The 15,463-nt window shown below is 55.4% G+C and carries 11 protein-coding genes; 8 read left to right on the top strand and 3 right to left on the bottom strand.

What is annotated here, in order from left to right:
- Positions 1-28 precede the first annotated feature (28 nt).
- The 5 genes from HU143_RS01645 (at position 29) to HU143_RS01625 (ending at position 6,758) form a co-directional block, all read left to right on the top strand.
- Positions 29-2,359: a Tex family protein gene (locus HU143_RS01645; RefSeq protein WP_023227440.1), complete on the top strand. Its 2,331-nt coding sequence runs from the start codon at positions 29-31 to the stop codon at positions 2,357-2,359.
- Between the two features lie 436 nt (positions 2,360-2,795).
- The gene (gene feoA / locus HU143_RS01640; protein WP_001160955.1) at positions 2,796-3,023 is read left to right on the top strand and encodes a ferrous iron transporter A; all 228 of its coding nucleotides are present in this window, start codon (positions 2,796-2,798) and stop codon (positions 3,021-3,023) included.
- Between the two features lie 18 nt (positions 3,024-3,041).
- Positions 3,042-5,360, top strand: a complete 2,319-nt coding sequence (gene feoB, locus HU143_RS01635; RefSeq protein ID WP_023227439.1) for a Fe(2+) transporter permease subunit FeoB — start codon at positions 3,042-3,044, stop codon at positions 5,358-5,360.
- 12 nt (positions 5,361-5,372) lie between these two features.
- The gene (gene feoC / locus HU143_RS01630) at positions 5,373-5,609 is read left to right on the top strand and encodes a [Fe-S]-dependent transcriptional repressor FeoC (RefSeq protein WP_023227438.1); all 237 of its coding nucleotides are present in this window, start codon (positions 5,373-5,375) and stop codon (positions 5,607-5,609) included.
- A 234-nt stretch (positions 5,610-5,843) separates the two neighbouring features.
- Entirely contained in the window at positions 5,844-6,758 is a 915-nt protein-coding gene (locus tag HU143_RS01625) for an Rpn family recombination-promoting nuclease/putative transposase (RefSeq protein WP_000235946.1), read from the top strand.
- Between the two features lie 35 nt (positions 6,759-6,793).
- Here HU143_RS01625 and bioH read toward each other — a convergent pair whose 3' ends face one another.
- Positions 6,794-7,564, bottom strand: coding sequence for a pimeloyl-ACP methyl ester esterase BioH (gene bioH / locus HU143_RS01620; RefSeq protein ID WP_023227437.1), 771 nt, complete (start codon positions 7,562-7,564; stop codon positions 6,794-6,796).
- Positions 7,565-7,601: 37 nt separating this feature from the next.
- Here bioH and gntX point away from each other — a divergent pair, with 37 nt between their 5' ends.
- From gntX to gntT, 3 genes are all read left to right on the top strand, one after another.
- Positions 7,602-8,285 carry a DNA utilization protein GntX gene (gene gntX / locus HU143_RS01615; RefSeq protein WP_023227436.1) on the top strand — a complete coding sequence of 228 codons (684 nt, stop codon included), beginning with the start codon at positions 7,602-7,604 and terminating at the stop codon, positions 8,283-8,285.
- A 58-nt stretch (positions 8,286-8,343) separates the two neighbouring features.
- Positions 8,344-8,919, top strand: a complete 576-nt coding sequence (gene nfuA, locus HU143_RS01610; protein ID WP_000619387.1) for a Fe-S biogenesis protein NfuA — start codon at positions 8,344-8,346, stop codon at positions 8,917-8,919.
- 376 nt (positions 8,920-9,295) lie between these two features.
- A complete protein-coding gene (gene gntT / locus HU143_RS01605) occupies positions 9,296-10,612 on the top strand; it encodes a gluconate transporter (RefSeq protein ID WP_023227435.1) in 1,317 nt (438 codons plus the stop codon).
- Between the two features lie 118 nt (positions 10,613-10,730).
- Here gntT and malQ read toward each other — a convergent pair whose 3' ends face one another.
- Both malQ and malP read right to left on the bottom strand, forming a co-directional pair.
- A complete protein-coding gene (malQ, locus tag HU143_RS01600; protein ID WP_023227434.1) occupies positions 10,731-12,809 on the bottom strand; it encodes a 4-alpha-glucanotransferase in 2,079 nt (692 codons plus the stop codon).
- A gap of 9 nt (positions 12,810-12,818) precedes the next feature.
- Positions 12,819-15,212: a maltodextrin phosphorylase gene (malP, locus tag HU143_RS01595; protein ID WP_023227433.1), complete on the bottom strand. Its 2,394-nt coding sequence runs from the start codon at positions 15,210-15,212 to the stop codon at positions 12,819-12,821.
- Between the last annotated feature and the right edge of the window lie 251 nt (positions 15,213-15,463).

The following is a 15,463-nucleotide window of genomic DNA, read 5'->3' as shown; positions in this document are numbered from 1 at the left end:
ATTTTTATCCTGAAGACGAAGCTAACCCATGATGAATGATTCTTTCTGCCGCATTATTGCGGGTGAAATCCAGGCAAATGCCGGGCAGGTTGAAGCTGCCGTTCGCCTGCTTGACGAAGGGAACACCGTGCCGTTTATCGCACGTTATCGTAAAGAAATCACCGGCGGTCTGGATGACACGCAGTTGCGTAACCTGGAAACGCGTCTGGGCTATCTGCGTGAGCTGGAAGACAGGCGTCAGGCTATCCTCAAGTCCATTTCCGAACAAGGCAAACTGACCGATGAGCTGGCTGGCGCCATCAACGCTACGTTAAGTAAGACCGAGCTCGAAGACCTCTACCTGCCCTATAAACCTAAACGCCGCACCCGTGGACAAATCGCCATTGAAGCCGGCCTTGAGCCGCTGGCCGATCTGCTCTGGAACGAGCCGTCCCACGATCCTGACGTGGAAGCGGCAAAGTACATTGATGGCGACAAAGGCGTGGCGGACACGAAAGCCGCGCTCGACGGCGCACGCTACATTCTGATGGAGCGCTTTGCCGAAGACGCCGCATTGCTGGCGAAAGTGCGTGATTACCTGTGGAAGAACGCCCATCTGGTCGCCACCGTCGTGAGCGGCAAAGAGGAAGAAGGGGCAAAATTCCGCGACTACTTCGACCATCATGAGCCCATTGCTAACGTCCCGTCTCACCGTGCGCTGGCCATGTTCCGTGGTCGTAACGAAGGCATTCTGCAACTTTCGCTCAATGCCGACCCACAGTTTGATGAGCCGCCGAAAGAGAGCTACTGCGAGCAAATCATCATGGACCATCTCGGCCTGCGGCTAAATAACGCCCCGGCGGATAGCTGGCGCAAAGGCGTAGTGAGCTGGACGTGGCGTATCAAAGTCTTAATGCACCTCGAAACCGAACTGATGGGCACCGTGCGCGAACGTGCGGAAGACGAAGCGATTAACGTGTTTGCGCGTAACCTGCACGACCTGCTGATGGCAGCCCCCGCAGGCCTGCGCGCCACGATGGGCCTTGATCCTGGCCTGCGTACCGGCGTAAAAGTCGCTGTCGTTGACGGCACCGGCAAGCTGGTGGCGACGGATACCATTTATCCGCATACCGGTCAGGCGGCCAAAGCGGCTACCGTGATCGCCGCGCTGTGCGAAAAATACCATGTCGAACTGGTCGCGATTGGCAACGGTACGGCCTCGCGTGAAACCGAACGCTTCTATCTCGACGTACAGAAACAGTTCCCGAACGTGACGGCGCAGAAAGTGATCGTCAGCGAAGCGGGGGCGTCCGTGTATTCCGCTTCTGAGCTGGCGGCGCAGGAGTTTCCGGATCTCGACGTCTCCCTGCGCGGCGCGGTCTCTATCGCGCGTCGTCTGCAGGATCCGCTGGCGGAACTGGTGAAAATCGATCCGAAATCCATCGGCGTCGGCCAATATCAACACGATGTCAGCCAGACCCAGTTGGCCCGTAAACTGGATGCGGTGGTCGAAGACTGCGTAAACGCCGTCGGCGTCGATTTGAATACCGCCTCCGTGCCGCTGCTGACCCGCGTCGCGGGCTTAACGCGCATGATGGCGCAAAACATCGTCGCCTGGCGCGATGAGAACGGTCAGTTTCAGAACCGCCAGCAACTGTTGAAGGTGAGCCGTCTGGGGCCGAAAGCGTTTGAGCAGTGCGCGGGCTTCCTGCGTATTAACCACGGCGATAACCCACTGGATGCGTCCACCGTCCACCCGGAAGCCTATCCGGTTGTCGAACGCATTCTGGCGGCGACGCAGCAAGCGCTAAAAGATCTGATGGGCAACAGCAACGAATTACGCCACCTCAAGGCCGCTGATTTTACCGACGATAAATTCGGCGTGCCGACCGTGAGCGATATCATCAAAGAGCTGGAAAAACCGGGCCGCGACCCGCGTCCTGAATTTAAAACCGCGCAATTCGCCGATGGCGTCGAAACCATGAACGACCTGCTACCGGGGATGATTCTGGAAGGGGCGGTCACTAACGTCACTAACTTCGGCGCGTTTGTCGATATCGGCGTTCATCAGGATGGCCTGGTGCATATCTCCTCGCTCTCGAATAAGTTCGTTGAAGATCCACACACCGTGGTGAAAGCGGGCGATATTGTGAAGGTGAAAGTGCTGGAAGTGGATCTGCAACGTAAGCGTATTGCGCTGACGATGCGTCTGGACGAACAGCCCGGCGAAACCGCCGCTCGCCGCGGCGGCGCCGCCGATCGCGCGCAGGGCAACCGCCCGGCATCTAAAGCGGCGAAACCGCGCGGTCGTGACGCTCAGCCAGCCGGTAACAGCGCCATGATGGACGCGCTGGCAGCCGCAATGGGAAAAAAACGCTAATCGGGTAATACGCAGGCCGGGTTACTTCTTATCCGGCCTGCGATTTTGCAATACGTCCAACCCTTTCTTTTTTAATTAACAATTAAATCTTACCCATTAGAACCTGTTAATTAATTTTCTTCTGCTATCCGCACTATTAATTATCACTTTATTAACAGATGAAACCTTAATTAAACATTAAAAACGGTGGATATTTGCACATTAGGGGTATTTGCAAAAAGACAAATAAATGTTGAGCCATATCAACATCGGCGCAAATTATCGCTTATTTGTACATTCCGTCACATTTTAATCGTTGAAGATAGAAACCATTCTCATTATCATTGTGTTGTTGATTATTTACTCTTTCCTTCGTTGGCTAAACATCGGGTCTCCTGCCGCCCCCCTGAGCGCCGCATGAGGTATACATCCAGTTAGTAAGAAACAAGTAGGTCGTATGCAATTCACTCCTGACACTGCGTGGAAAATCACCGGCTTTGCGCGTGAAATCAGCCCGGCGTATCGTCAAAAACTGCTTTCGCTCGGCATGTTGCCCGGCTCTTCATTTAATGTCGTCCGCGTCGCGCCCTTAGGCGATCCGATCCATATCGAAACACGACGCGTGAGTCTGGTTTTACGTAAAAAGGATTTGGCGTTAATAGAAGTGGAAGCGGTTTCCTGTTAATACAGTGAGTCTATAAAAATGAAAAAATTAACCATTGGTTTAATTGGTAATCCTAATTCCGGCAAGACCACCTTATTTAACCAACTCACCGGCGCGCGTCAGCGCGTGGGGAACTGGGCGGGCGTCACCGTCGAGCGTAAAGAGGGCCAGTTCTCGACAACTGACCACCAGGTCACGCTGGTAGATTTACCCGGCACCTATTCTCTGACGACCATCTCGTCACAAACCTCTCTCGACGAACAGATCGCCTGCCACTACATCCTGAGCGGCGACGCCGACCTGTTGATAAACGTTGTAGACGCCTCCAATCTGGAGCGCAACCTCTATTTGACGCTGCAGCTGCTGGAGCTGGGTATCCCCTGTATTGTCGCGCTCAATATGCTGGATATCGCTGAAAAACAGCAGGTTCGTATTGATGTCGACGCTCTGTCCACGCGTCTGGGTTGCCCTGTCGTACCGCTGGTATCGACTCGCGGTCGCGGTATCGAGGCGCTGAAACTGGCCATTGACCGTCACAACGCTAACGACAACGTCGAACTGGTGCATTATGCCCAGCCGCTGCTGCGCGAAGCGGGTTTCCTGGCCGACGCGATGGCCCAGGAGATGCCTTTACAACAGCGCCGCTGGCTGGGTCTGCAAATGCTGGAGGGCGATATCTACAGTCGGGCTTACGCAGGCGAGGCGGCGCAAAACCTGGACACCTCCCTTGCCCGTCTGAAGGACGAAATGGACGACCCGGCGCTGCATATCGCCGACGCCCGTTACCAGTGTATCGCCGCTATTTGCGACGTGGTCAGCAATACCTTGACAGCCGAACCCAGCCGCTTCACCAGGGCGGTCGATAAAATTATCCTGAACCGCTTCCTCGGCTTACCGATTTTTTTGTTCGTGATGTACCTGATGTTCCTACTCGCCATTAACATCGGCGGCGCGTTGCAACCCCTGTTTGATGCCGGTTCCGTCGCCATCTTTATTCATGGCATTCAATGGATTGGCTACACGTTGCACTTCCCGGATTGGTTAACCATCTTCCTGGCGCAAGGTCTTGGCGGCGGGATCAATACCGTCCTGCCGCTGGTGCCGCAAATCGGGATGATGTACCTGTTCCTCTCCTTCCTTGAAGACTCCGGTTATATGGCGCGCGCGGCCTTCGTCATGGATCGCCTGATGCAGGCGCTGGGACTACCGGGTAAATCCTTCGTGCCGCTGATTGTCGGCTTCGGCTGTAACGTGCCTTCCGTGATGGGCGCCCGCACGCTTGACGCTCCGCGCGAACGTCTGATGACCATCATGATGGCGCCGTTTATGTCCTGTGGCGCGCGCCTGGCGATTTTCGCCGTCTTTGCCGCCGCCTTCTTCGGGCAAAACGGCGCGCTGGCGGTCTTCTCGCTGTACGTGCTGGGTATTGTCATGGCGGTATTAACCGGCCTGATGCTGAAGCATACCATTATGCGCGGCGAAGCCTCTCCGTTTGTGATGGAGCTGCCGGTTTACCACGTACCGCATATCAAGAGCCTGATCATCCAGACCTGGCAACGCCTGAAAGGTTTTGTACTACGCGCCGGTAAAGTCATTATCATCGTGAGTATTTTCCTGAGCGCGTTTAACAGTTTCTCGCTGAGCGGCAAAATCGTCGATAACATTAATGACTCCGCCCTCGCCTCCGTAAGCCGCGTCATCACGCCGGTCTTTAAACCGATCGGCGTCCATGAGGATAACTGGCAAGCAACCGTGGGTCTGTTTACGGGCGCCATGGCGAAAGAAGTTGTCGTCGGTACGCTGAACACACTCTATACCGCCGAAAATATTCAGGACGAAGCGTTTAATCCTGCTGACTTTCACCTCGGCGATGAACTGCTGGGCGCGGTTGACGATACCTGGCAAAGCCTGAAAGACACCTTTAGCCTGAGCGTACTGGCTAACCCGATCGAAGCGAGTAAAGGCGACGGCGAAATGGCGACCGGCGCGATGGGCGTGATGGATCAAAAATTCGGCAGCGCCGCGGCGGCGTACAGTTACCTGATTTTCGTCCTGCTTTACGTACCGTGTATCTCGGTAATGGGCGCTATCGCCCGCGAGTCCAGCCGCGGCTGGATGAGCTTCTCCATCCTGTGGGGGCTGAATATCGCCTATTCGCTCGCCACGCTGTTCTACCAGGTTACCAGCTTCAGTCAGCACCCGACTTACAGCCTGATCTGTATTCTGGCGGTAATCGTCTTTAACGTTGTGGTATTAAGTCTGCTACGCCGCGCCCGCAGCCGTGTAGACATTGAACTGCTGGCAACCCGCAAAAGCGTCACATCCTGTTGTTCGGGCACTGCGGGCAATTGTCACTAAGGGATGTAAAAAATGGCTTCATTGATACAGGTTCGCGATCTACTGGCGCTACGGGGGCGCATGGAGGCAACGCAAATCAGCCATACGCTGCACGCTCCGCAGCCCATGATCGACGCCATGCTGAATCAACTGGAGAGCATGGGTAAAGCGGTACGTATCCCGGAAGAACCGGACGGCTGCCTTTCAGGCAGCTGTAAAAGTTGTCCGGAAGGTAAAGCCTGCCTGCGCGAATGGTGGGCCTTGCGTTGACCTTCGCCGGGTAGCGACGTAACGCGTCTTATCCGGCCTTTATCCCGCGTTATATTGCCTGGTACGCGTCACGCTGCCGGGCAATTTTGCGTCATGCCTTCCACAAAGATGAAAGCGTTACCGCCGTGCGCATTTATCTCCCCACGCGCCTCGCAAGCGCACTAATCCTCTACTGCAATCAGCCCGGTCTGCGCGTAGTGTCACGCCATTGAACTTCACCGATGACGGATCGATATGGCGACCTCAACAACATCCACGCCGCATGACGCGGTATTCAAACAGTTTTTATGCCACCCCGATACTGCACGGGATTTTTTGGAAATCCATCTCCCGTCGACATTACGTCAAATCTGTAATCTGAATACGTTACGGCTGGAGTCAGGTAGCTTTATTGAAGAGGATTTACGCCCCCATTATTCCGATATTCTTTGGTCGCTGGAAACAAGTGAAGGTGAAGGTTACATTTACGTGGTTATTGAACATCAGAGTACGCCGGACGCGCATATGGCATTTCGGCTGATGCGTTACGCAATGGCTGCAATGCAACGGCACCTGGAGGCCGGGCATAAGACGTTGCCGTTAGTGGTGCCAATGCTGTTTTATCACGGAAACCGCAGCCCGTATCCGTTCTCATTATGCTGGCTGGATGAATTTGCCGACCCGGTGATGGCGCGTAAGCTATACGCCACCGCCTTTCCTCTGGTCGATATTACGGTCGTGCCGGACGACGAGATTATGCGGCACCGACGGGTCGCGCTGCTGGAACTCATACAAAAACACATCCGCCAGCGCGATCTGATGGGGCTTGTCGAACAGCTGGTCGCCCTGCTGGTTAAGGGATACGCTAATGACACCCAGCTTCAAAGTTTGTTTAATTACATGATGCACACTGGCGACGCCGCGCGCTTCAATACGTTTATCCGCCAGGTGGCTATGCGTATCCCACAGCATAAGGAGAAGATCATGACTATCGCAGACAGATTACGTCAGGAAGGACATCGTAACGGGTTACAGCAAGGCAAGCAGGAAGGTCAACGGCTCGCCGCATTGCGCATTGCCCGCTCCATGCTAAACGATGGTTTCGATCGCGATACCGTGCTTAGGGTTACCGGGCTGGCGCCTGCCGATCTGGCGTCTGAAAGTCATTAATCTTGCAGAATGGTCCGGGCCCGGCAACGCCCTGGTTACAGCGATGATTTTAGCGTCTTCAGCGCCTGGCAAAACGCCGCCGGATGCGAGATAAACGGCGCATGGGCCGCCTTCGCCATTATCTGTGATGTACTGTGCGGCCATAACGTATCGAGCAAAGGCACGATTTTACGCGGCACCAGACCGTCCAGATAACCATACAAACGCAAAAACGGCATGTTCACATTTTTAAGCGCTTCTCGTAGATCGACCGTTTTTAAGATTTCCAGTCCGCCATTGAGCACCTCTACATCCGGCATAGGCTGCGCCAGCACCACGCTTTTTAAGGTGCGGGCATCCTGACGCGCCGTCTCCGTCCCTAACGTTTGCAGCGCCAGAAAACGCTCCACCGTGCGCTGAAAATCGTCGCTAAGCTGCTGCTGGAATCCGCCGAGGATTTCTGGTTTTATTCCCGGCCACCCCTCACGCGCGCTAAAGCATGGCGAAGAGGCGACTGTCACCAGCGCCTGAACGCGTTCAGGGTGGGTGAGCGCCATCTGACTCGCCACCAGGCCGCCCAGGCTCCAGCCAAGCCAGATAGCCTGGTCCGGCGCGTTTTTCGCTACCTGCGCCGTCATCTCTTCAAGCGTCATGGCGCCAAACCCCGAGCTGCGACCATAGCCCGGCAAGTCGACCAGATGCAGCGTAAAATGCGAGCCGAGTTCCTCGCGAATGCAATGCCATACCTCCGCGTTCAATCCCCATCCGTGCAGCAGCACAAGATGACAATTTCCCTCGCCGTAGGTCTGCCACCAGATGTCATTCATCAGTTACTGTTCTCTTTTGTCTAACAAGGATGCACCTATGCTAACAGTACCGGGATTATGCTGGCTATGCCGAATGCCGCTGGCGTTAAGCCACTGGGGGATTTGTTCCGTATGCGCGCGCGCCGTTCGTCAGCGCGTCAGCCTGTGTCCGCAATGCGGATTACCTGCCGGGCATCCTTCGCTTCCCTGCGGTCGCTGCCTGCAAAAACCGCCGCCCTGGCAGCGTCTGGTGAGCGTCAGTGACTATACGCCGCCCTTGAGTTTACTGGTGCATCAGCTTAAATTTACCCGCCGTAGCGAAATTGCCGCCGCTCTGGCGCGTCTACTGTTGCAGGAAGTCCTCATGGCGCGCCGCAGCACTGGCTTGCAGCTTCCCGACAGAATCGTCAGCGTTCCGCTCTGGTCGCGCCGACACTGGCGGCGGGGATTTAACCAAAGCGATCTGTTATGCCAACCGTTAGCGCACTGGCTGGGCTGCGCGTGGGACAGCCAGACCATCACGCGGGTACGGGCGACCGCAACACAACATCATCTCAGCGCCAGGTTACGTAAGCGCAATTTGAAAAACGCGTTTCGCCTTGAATTGCCGGTACAGGGTCTCCATATGGTTATTGTGGATGATGTCGTCACTACCGGAAGTACCGTCGCGGAAATCGCGCAACTGCTTTTGCGCAACGGCGCAGCGACTGTCCAGGTATGGTGCCTGTGTCGAACCTTGTAGAGCCTCGATGATGGGCGTATTATAACCAACTAAAATAGTCAACTATTAGGCCATTACTATGATCCGTATTTCCGATGCTGCACAAGCGCACTTTGCCAAACTGCTGGCAAATCAGGAAGAAGGGACGCAAATCCGCGTATTTGTCATTAATCCCGGCACTCCTAACGCAGAGTGCGGCGTTTCTTATTGTCCGCCCGACGCCGTAGAAGCCACCGATACTGCACTAAAATTTGACCTGTTGACCGCTTATGTCGACGAGCTGAGCGCGCCCTATCTGGAAGACGCGGAAATTGATTTCGTGACCGACCAGCTAGGTTCTCAACTCACATTGAAAGCGCCAAACGCGAAGATGCGCAAAGTGGCCGATGACGCGCCGCTGATGGAGCGCGTGGAATATGCTCTGCAATCGCAGATTAACCCGCAGTTGGCGGGCCACGGCGGTCGCGTCTCGCTGATGGAAATTACCGATGAAGGCTATGCAATTCTGCAGTTTGGCGGCGGTTGTAACGGTTGCTCGATGGTTGACGTCACGCTGAAAGAAGGGATCGAGAAACAGTTGCTGAATGAATTCCCGGAACTGAAAGGGGTTCGCGATCTGACCGAACACCAGCGCGGCGAGCACTCCTACTACTAAGATTTTCCCCGCATCCATGCCCGATGGCGCTTGCGCCTGTCGGGCCTTGTCTGCCCCACCGTAGGCCGAATAAGGCGTCTACGCCGCCATCCGGCGCTATCAACCACATCTCATAACAATGGCCCTTCTTCTTTCGCCGATAACATGACCTGTGTCTCATAATTTAAATTTTGCCTGCCAGGGTCATTTTCAACACCCATATGTTACCCGTATCATTCTTATGGGCACCTAACATCCATATAACATCTGACTACGCTCATTCGTTTCAACGGTAATCAGTATTGGTGCTATTGCGACTCTGTTCCCGTCGGGAACAACAGGAATTTGTCGTCGAAACAATGACGTTACCCATAACAAAGTAAAGGCCAGGTAAATCATGCCATTAGTCATCGTTGCTATCGGTGTTATCTTGTTACTTCTTCTGATGATCCGCTTCAAAATGAACGGATTTATCGCCCTTGTCCTGGTAGCGCTCGCTGTCGGGTTGATGCAGGGAATGCCTCTGGATAAAGTCATCGGCTCCATCAAAGCCGGTGTCGGTGGTACGCTTGGCAGTCTGGCCCTGATTATGGGGTTCGGCGCCATGCTGGGCAAAATGCTTGCCGACTGCGGCGGCGCTCAACGTATCGCCACTACCCTGATCGCGAAATTTGGTAAAAAGTATATTCAGTGGGCCGTAGTGTTAACCGGCTTTACCGTCGGCTTCGCTCTGTTCTATGAAGTGGGCTTCGTTCTGATGCTGCCGCTGGTATTCACCATTGCCGCAGCGGCGAATATCCCGTTACTGTACGTCGGCGTGCCGATGGCCGCGGCGCTCTCCGTCACACATGGTTTCCTGCCGCCGCACCCGGGTCCAACCGCAATCGCCACGATTTTCCATGCCGATATGGGTAAGACGCTGCTGTTTGGTACGATTCTGGCGATCCCGACCGTGATCCTTGCCGGACCGGTTTACGCCCGTTTCCTGAAAGGCATCGATAAGCCGATCCCGGAAGGCCTGTACAGCGCGAAAACTTTTACGGAAGAAGAGATGCCGGGCTTTGGCGTCAGCGTCTGGACGTCGCTGGTTCCGGTTATTCTGATGGCGATGCGTGCGGTTGCCGAGATGATTCTGCCAAAAGGCCACGCTTTCCTGCCTGTTGCCGAGTTCCTGGGCGACCCGGTAATGGCTACGTTGATTGCCGTACTGATTGCGATGTTCACCTTTGGCCTGAACCGCGGGCGTTCCATGGATCAGATTAACGATACGCTGGTCTCTTCCATCAAAATTATCGCCATGATGCTGCTGATCATCGGCGGCGGCGGCGCATTCAAGCAGGTGCTGGTCGATAGCGGCGTGGATAAATACATCGCTTCAATGATGCATGAAACCAATGTCTCTCCGCTGTTGATGGCGTGGTCTATCGCGGCGGTGCTGCGTATCGCGCTGGGCTCCGCGACTGTCGCGGCGATTACCGCAGGCGGCATTGCGGCGCCGCTGATCGCCACTACCGGCGTTAGCCCTGAACTGATGGTTATCGCAGTCGGTTCCGGGAGCGTGATTTTCTCTCACGTCAACGACCCGGGCTTCTGGCTGTTCAAAGAGTATTTCAATTTGACTATCGGCGAGACCATTAAATCCTGGTCGATGCTGGAAACGATCATCTCCGTCTGCGGCCTGATCGGCTGTCTGCTACTGGGTATGGTGGTTTAAGCGAGACGGCTTGTAGGCCGGATAAGGTAGCAATGTGCGCCAGGATTGCCTGATGGCGCTGCGCTTATCAGACCTACGTGCTCTCACCATCATAAAGCCGGGGAAATCCCCGGCTTTATTACTTCTTCTTCGCGGCCGCTTTTCGGCGCTTATCCAAATCCTTAATCAGCTTGTTTACGCCCTCATCGGCAAACATGGCCTCAAGAGATGCAGACAATTTCCGCCGCCAGTTTTTATACTGATCGCTGGTGCCCGGTACGTTAACCGGATCGGCCATATCCAGCCAGTCCTCCGGCTGAAGCCCCAACAGACCGCTGTTACTGTCGGCGATGTAGCGCTGAAGCCCGCGATTTAGCGTTGGCGTCATCGACATTAACGATGCCTTATGCCCGGCGCGTTTTGGTAGACAGCCATATTTATGCAGCGCGTCCAATAGCCCCTGTTTCGCCCGCTCGCGATCCTCATACAGCCCGCGCAGAATCACTTCATCCGGATAAAGCCCCAGAGCTTTACCCAACGTCAGGTCACCGCATTCCCAATAGCCGCGCAGCGTGGGGAGATCGTGCGTCGAGGCGACAGCCATCGATTGTTGCGGATACGCGCCTGGCGCGCGGAAGTTTTTCTCAAGGTCATTTTCAAACCACAGCACTTTATAAGAATAGACCCCGCTATCGCGCAGCTTGCCGACAATCTCAACTGGCACCGTCCCCAGATCTTCGCCTATCACCATACAACGGTGACGTTGACTCTCCAGCGCCAGAATAGAAAGCAAATCATCTACCGGATAATGGACGTAAGCCCCCTGATCCGCTGTTTCGCCATACGGTATCCACCACAGACGCAGCAACGACATGACATGGTCAATGCGCAACGCGCCGCAGTTTTGCATATTGGCGCGCAGCAGGTCGATAAAGGGCTCATACGCCCGGGCGACAATGATATGCGGGTCCATTGGCGGCAGCCCCCAGTTCTGACCGAGCGGGCCGAGGATATCCGGCGGCGCGCCGACAGATGCTTTCAGGCAGTACAACTCCCGGTCGCACCAGGTTTCCGCGCCGCCTTCCGCTACGCCAACCGCCAGATCGCGGTACAGACCAATCGGTAGTTTAAAACTCTGGCAGGTATCCCAGCAGGCGGCGAATTGGCGCCAGGCCAGCCACTGAAGCCAGAGGTAAAACTCCACCTCTTCGCGGTGCGCTTCACAGAATTGTTTTACCGCGGGAGACTCTACCGACTGGTAAGCCTCCGGCCAGGCTGGCCAGCCCCAGCGCTGCTCATCCTCTTTCACCTGATACGCATGCAGCGCGTCAAATGCCGCCTGCCAGTAAAGGCTCTCGCCTTCGCGGGCGATAAAGTGACGAAACTCCGCCATTTGCGCATCGTCGCGAGCGGCAAACCGCGTCCACGCCATCCGCAGCGCCGTGATTTTCAGCGCGGTAACGGTAGCGTAATCCACCCATTGCGCATCGCGTGCCTGTCGCAGCTTTTGCTGTGTGGCGGGCATTTGCCACCATGCCTGCGCCTCTTCGCTCAGGCGGAAATCTTCGACGGCGTTGACGTCGATATATATCACGTTCAGCCAGCGACGAGACGAGGGGCTGTAGGGACTGGCGCTCTCCGGATTCGCCGGATAAAGCGCGTGGATCGGGTTCAGGCCGATAAACGCGCCGCCGCGTGTCGCCACGTCGACCAGCATCGACTTCAAATCGCCGAAATCGCCAATACCCCAGTTTTTTTCTGAACGCAGAGTATAAAGCTGGACGCAGGCCCCCCACAGTTTTTTCCCTTCCAGCAGCGCCTGCGGCTCATAGCATCGCGGCGGGGCGACGATAATCCGGCAGTGCGTACGCTGTTCATCCTGGGTCAACGTCAGGGTGTGGTAGCCCTCCGGCAACGTAGCCGGCAGGTTAAGTTTTTTACCGCCCGTCACGCGCCCTTTGTAATGCTCGCCCTCTTCCGTAGTCAGCAGCCAGGCAAACTCACCGCGCCCCTCTACCGGCAACGCCATTTTTTTACCCGCGGTATAAACCTTCACATTCGGCACGACCGCCTGTGGTCCTGTTGTCGTGCCGTGCATCGCCGCCAGCAAACGTCTCTTGGTTTCAGCGCCAATAGACTGCGGTTTGCCATGAGCATTGATGTAACTGGGGCTGATCCCCGCCGCCAGCGCGGCACTATCGAGACGTTTATTTTCCATCGCGCTCCCTTAGCGTTTTGCCTGCCAGATACGGGCCTGATAATCGCGAATAGAGCGATCGGAACTGAACATACCGCAGCGCGCGGTATTGAGGATCACGGCGCGCGTCCACGCTTCCTGGTCGCGATACAGCGCATCCACCTGCTTTTGCGCCTCGACATAAGCGGCGAAGTCCGCCATGACCAGGTACGGATCGCCCCCCTGTTTGCCGAGGCTATGCAGCATCTGGTCAAAGGCATGTTTATCGCCATCGCTGTATTGACCGCTTTCCAGCTCTTTTAGCACCGCATCCAGCACTTTGTCTTTTTTACGCCATTTCACCGGATCGTAGCCTTTGGCTTTGAGCGCCTTGACCTCTTCCACAGTATGGCCAAAGATAAAGATATTCTCTTCACCCACCTTTTCAGCGATTTCAACGTTAGCCCCGTCCAGCGTTCCCACTGTCAACGCCCCGTTCAGCGCCAGTTTCATGTTGCCGGTGCCGGACGCCTCTTTCCCGGCAGTAGAAATTTGCTCGGAAATATCCGCCGCCGGAATGAGCATTTCCGCCGCCGAGACGCAGTAATCCGGCAGGAAAACCACCTTCAGCTTATCACCCACCGCCGGGTCGTTATTAATGGCTTCCGCAACCTTATTGATAGCAAAAATGATGTTCTTCGCCAGGTAATAGCCCGGCGCCGCCTTCGCGCCAAACAAGAATACGCGCGGTACGCGGTCAGCCTGCGGGTTTTCGCGAATCTCTTTGTACAGCGCCAGAATATGCAACAGGTTCAGGTGCTGACGCTTGTACTCGTGCAGGCGTTTGATCTGAATATCAAAAATCGCATGACTCGAAATCTCAATCCCGGTACGGGCCTGGATGAATTTCACCAGCCGTTGTTTGTTCGCCCGTTTGATGTCGCGATATTGCTGACGGAATGTGGCGTCGTCGGCGTATTTTTCCAGATTGATCAACTGGTCGAGATCGTTAGCCCACTCTTTTTTCAGCGTTTTATCCAGCAACGCCGCAAGCTGCGGATTGCACTGTTTGATCCAGCGACGCGGCGTAATGCCGTTGGTGACATTGTGGAATTTGTTCGGCCAAAGCTGGTGATATTCCGGGAACAGATCTTTCACCACCAGATCGGAGTGCAGCGCCGCCACACCGTTGACCGCAAAGCCGCTGACCACGCACATATTGGCCATGCGTACCTGACGGTCATGCACCACCGCCAGTTTTGCCCATACCTGCTTATCGCCAGGCCAGGTGTTATCGACCAGCGTCTTAAAGCGATCGTTAATCTGCTTGATAATCTGCATATGACGCGGCAACAGCGCTTTGATTAACCTCTCGTCCCAGCACTCCAGCGCTTCCGGCATCAGGGTATGGTTGGTGTAGGCGAAGGTTTTGCTGGTGATAGCCCAGGCGTCATCCCAGCTCAGCTGGTGCTCGTCAATCAGCACGCGCAGCAGTTCCGGAATGGCGATGGTCGGGTGAGTATCGTTCAACTGAATGACCTCGTAATCCGCCAGCTCATGCAGTTTGCGTCCGGCCAGATGATGGCGACGCAAAATATCCGCTACCGAGCAGGCGCACTGGAAGTATTGCTGCATCAGACGCAGTTTTTTGCCAGCCGTGTGGTTATCGTTGGGATAAAGCACCTTCGTCAGTTTTTCCGCATCGATACCCTGCTGTTCCGCCCGCAGGAAAGCGCCGTCGTTGAATTTGGTCAGATCAAACGGATGCGCGTGGGTCGCCTGCCACAAACGCAGCGGTTGAGCGACACCGTTACGATAGCCTAACACCGGCAGATCCCAGGCCTGGCCTGTAATCACAAAACCGGGTTCCCAGCGCCCTTCTTTGGTGACTTTACCGCCGATCCCAACCTGGACGTCCAGCGCCTCGTTGTGGCGGAACCACGGATAGCTGCCGCGATGCCAGTCATCCGGCGCTTCCACCTGCTTGCCCTCAACAAATGACTGACGGAACAGCCCATACTGGTAGTTCAGACCATAGCCCGTAGCGGACTGCCCGACGGTGGCCATCGAATCGAGGAAGCAGGCGGCCAGACGTCCCAGACCACCGTTGCCGAGCGCCGGATCGACTTCCTCTTCCAGCAGATCGGTCAGATTAATATCGTGCGCTTTCAGCACATCGCTAACGTCCTGGTACCACCCCAGATTTAACAGGTTATTTCCCGTCAGGCGGCCAATCAAAAATTCCATCGAAATGTAGTTCACATGACGCTGGCCTTTCGTCGGCTGCACTACCGGTTGCGCGCTCAGTAATTCCGCCAGTGCGCCGCTAACGGCCTGCCACCACTGACGAGGCGTCATGTCGGACGCCGACAGTAAACCGAAACGCTGCCACTGACGCGTCAGGGCAGCCTGGAATTGATCTTTATTGAAGGTTGGCTGTGACATAGGAAATCCGTCCTCGGGTAATAAAACAACGTTATCGCTAGTTTGCCAGGCTCGATGTTGACCTTCCTCCTCCCGGCAATGATTAGGGAGGGAGGAGGAGCGGGGATGAGCATAAAAGTGTGATCGCCGCCACTTACCCCTGTATAAACGCGCCGATTCCTGTCAACGACACCCAGTGTTACGCATAATCAAATGAATAAACAGAAATAACAGTAAATCGCGAAGGGGTATTTTCGAAAGATTATATGGAC

This window comes from Salmonella sp. SJTUF14076 (assembly GCF_015534835.1).
In the GTDB taxonomy this organism is placed as follows: Bacteria; Pseudomonadota; Gammaproteobacteria; order Enterobacterales; family Enterobacteriaceae; genus Salmonella; species Salmonella enterica.
The sequence above is the reverse complement of the archived record's forward strand: the minus strand, read 5'-3'. Positions and strand labels throughout refer to the sequence as shown.

Bases quoted from the DNA above. Each gene is read 5' to 3' on its own strand.
- HU143_RS01645 (WP_023227440.1), top strand. From the start codon at position 29: ATGATGAATGATTCTTTCTGCCGCATTATTGCGGGTGAAATCCAGGCA.
- feoA (WP_001160955.1), top strand. From the start codon at position 2,796: ATGCAATTCACTCCTGACACTGCGTGGAAAATCACCGGCTTTGCGCGT.
- feoB (WP_023227439.1), top strand. From the start codon at position 3,042: ATGAAAAAATTAACCATTGGTTTAATTGGTAATCCTAATTCCGGCAAG.
- feoC (WP_023227438.1), top strand. From the start codon at position 5,373: ATGGCTTCATTGATACAGGTTCGCGATCTACTGGCGCTACGGGGGCGC.
- HU143_RS01625 (WP_000235946.1), top strand. From the start codon at position 5,844: ATGGCGACCTCAACAACATCCACGCCGCATGACGCGGTATTCAAACAG.
- bioH (WP_023227437.1), bottom strand. From the start codon at position 7,564: ATGAATGACATCTGGTGGCAGACCTACGGCGAGGGAAATTGTCATCTT.
- gntX (WP_023227436.1), top strand. From the start codon at position 7,602: ATGCTAACAGTACCGGGATTATGCTGGCTATGCCGAATGCCGCTGGCG.
- nfuA (WP_000619387.1), top strand. From the start codon at position 8,344: ATGATCCGTATTTCCGATGCTGCACAAGCGCACTTTGCCAAACTGCTG.
- gntT (WP_023227435.1), top strand. From the start codon at position 9,296: ATGCCATTAGTCATCGTTGCTATCGGTGTTATCTTGTTACTTCTTCTG.
- malQ (WP_023227434.1), bottom strand. From the start codon at position 12,809: ATGGAAAATAAACGTCTCGATAGTGCCGCGCTGGCGGCGGGGATCAGC.
- malP (WP_023227433.1), bottom strand. From the start codon at position 15,212: ATGTCACAGCCAACCTTCAATAAAGATCAATTCCAGGCTGCCCTGACG.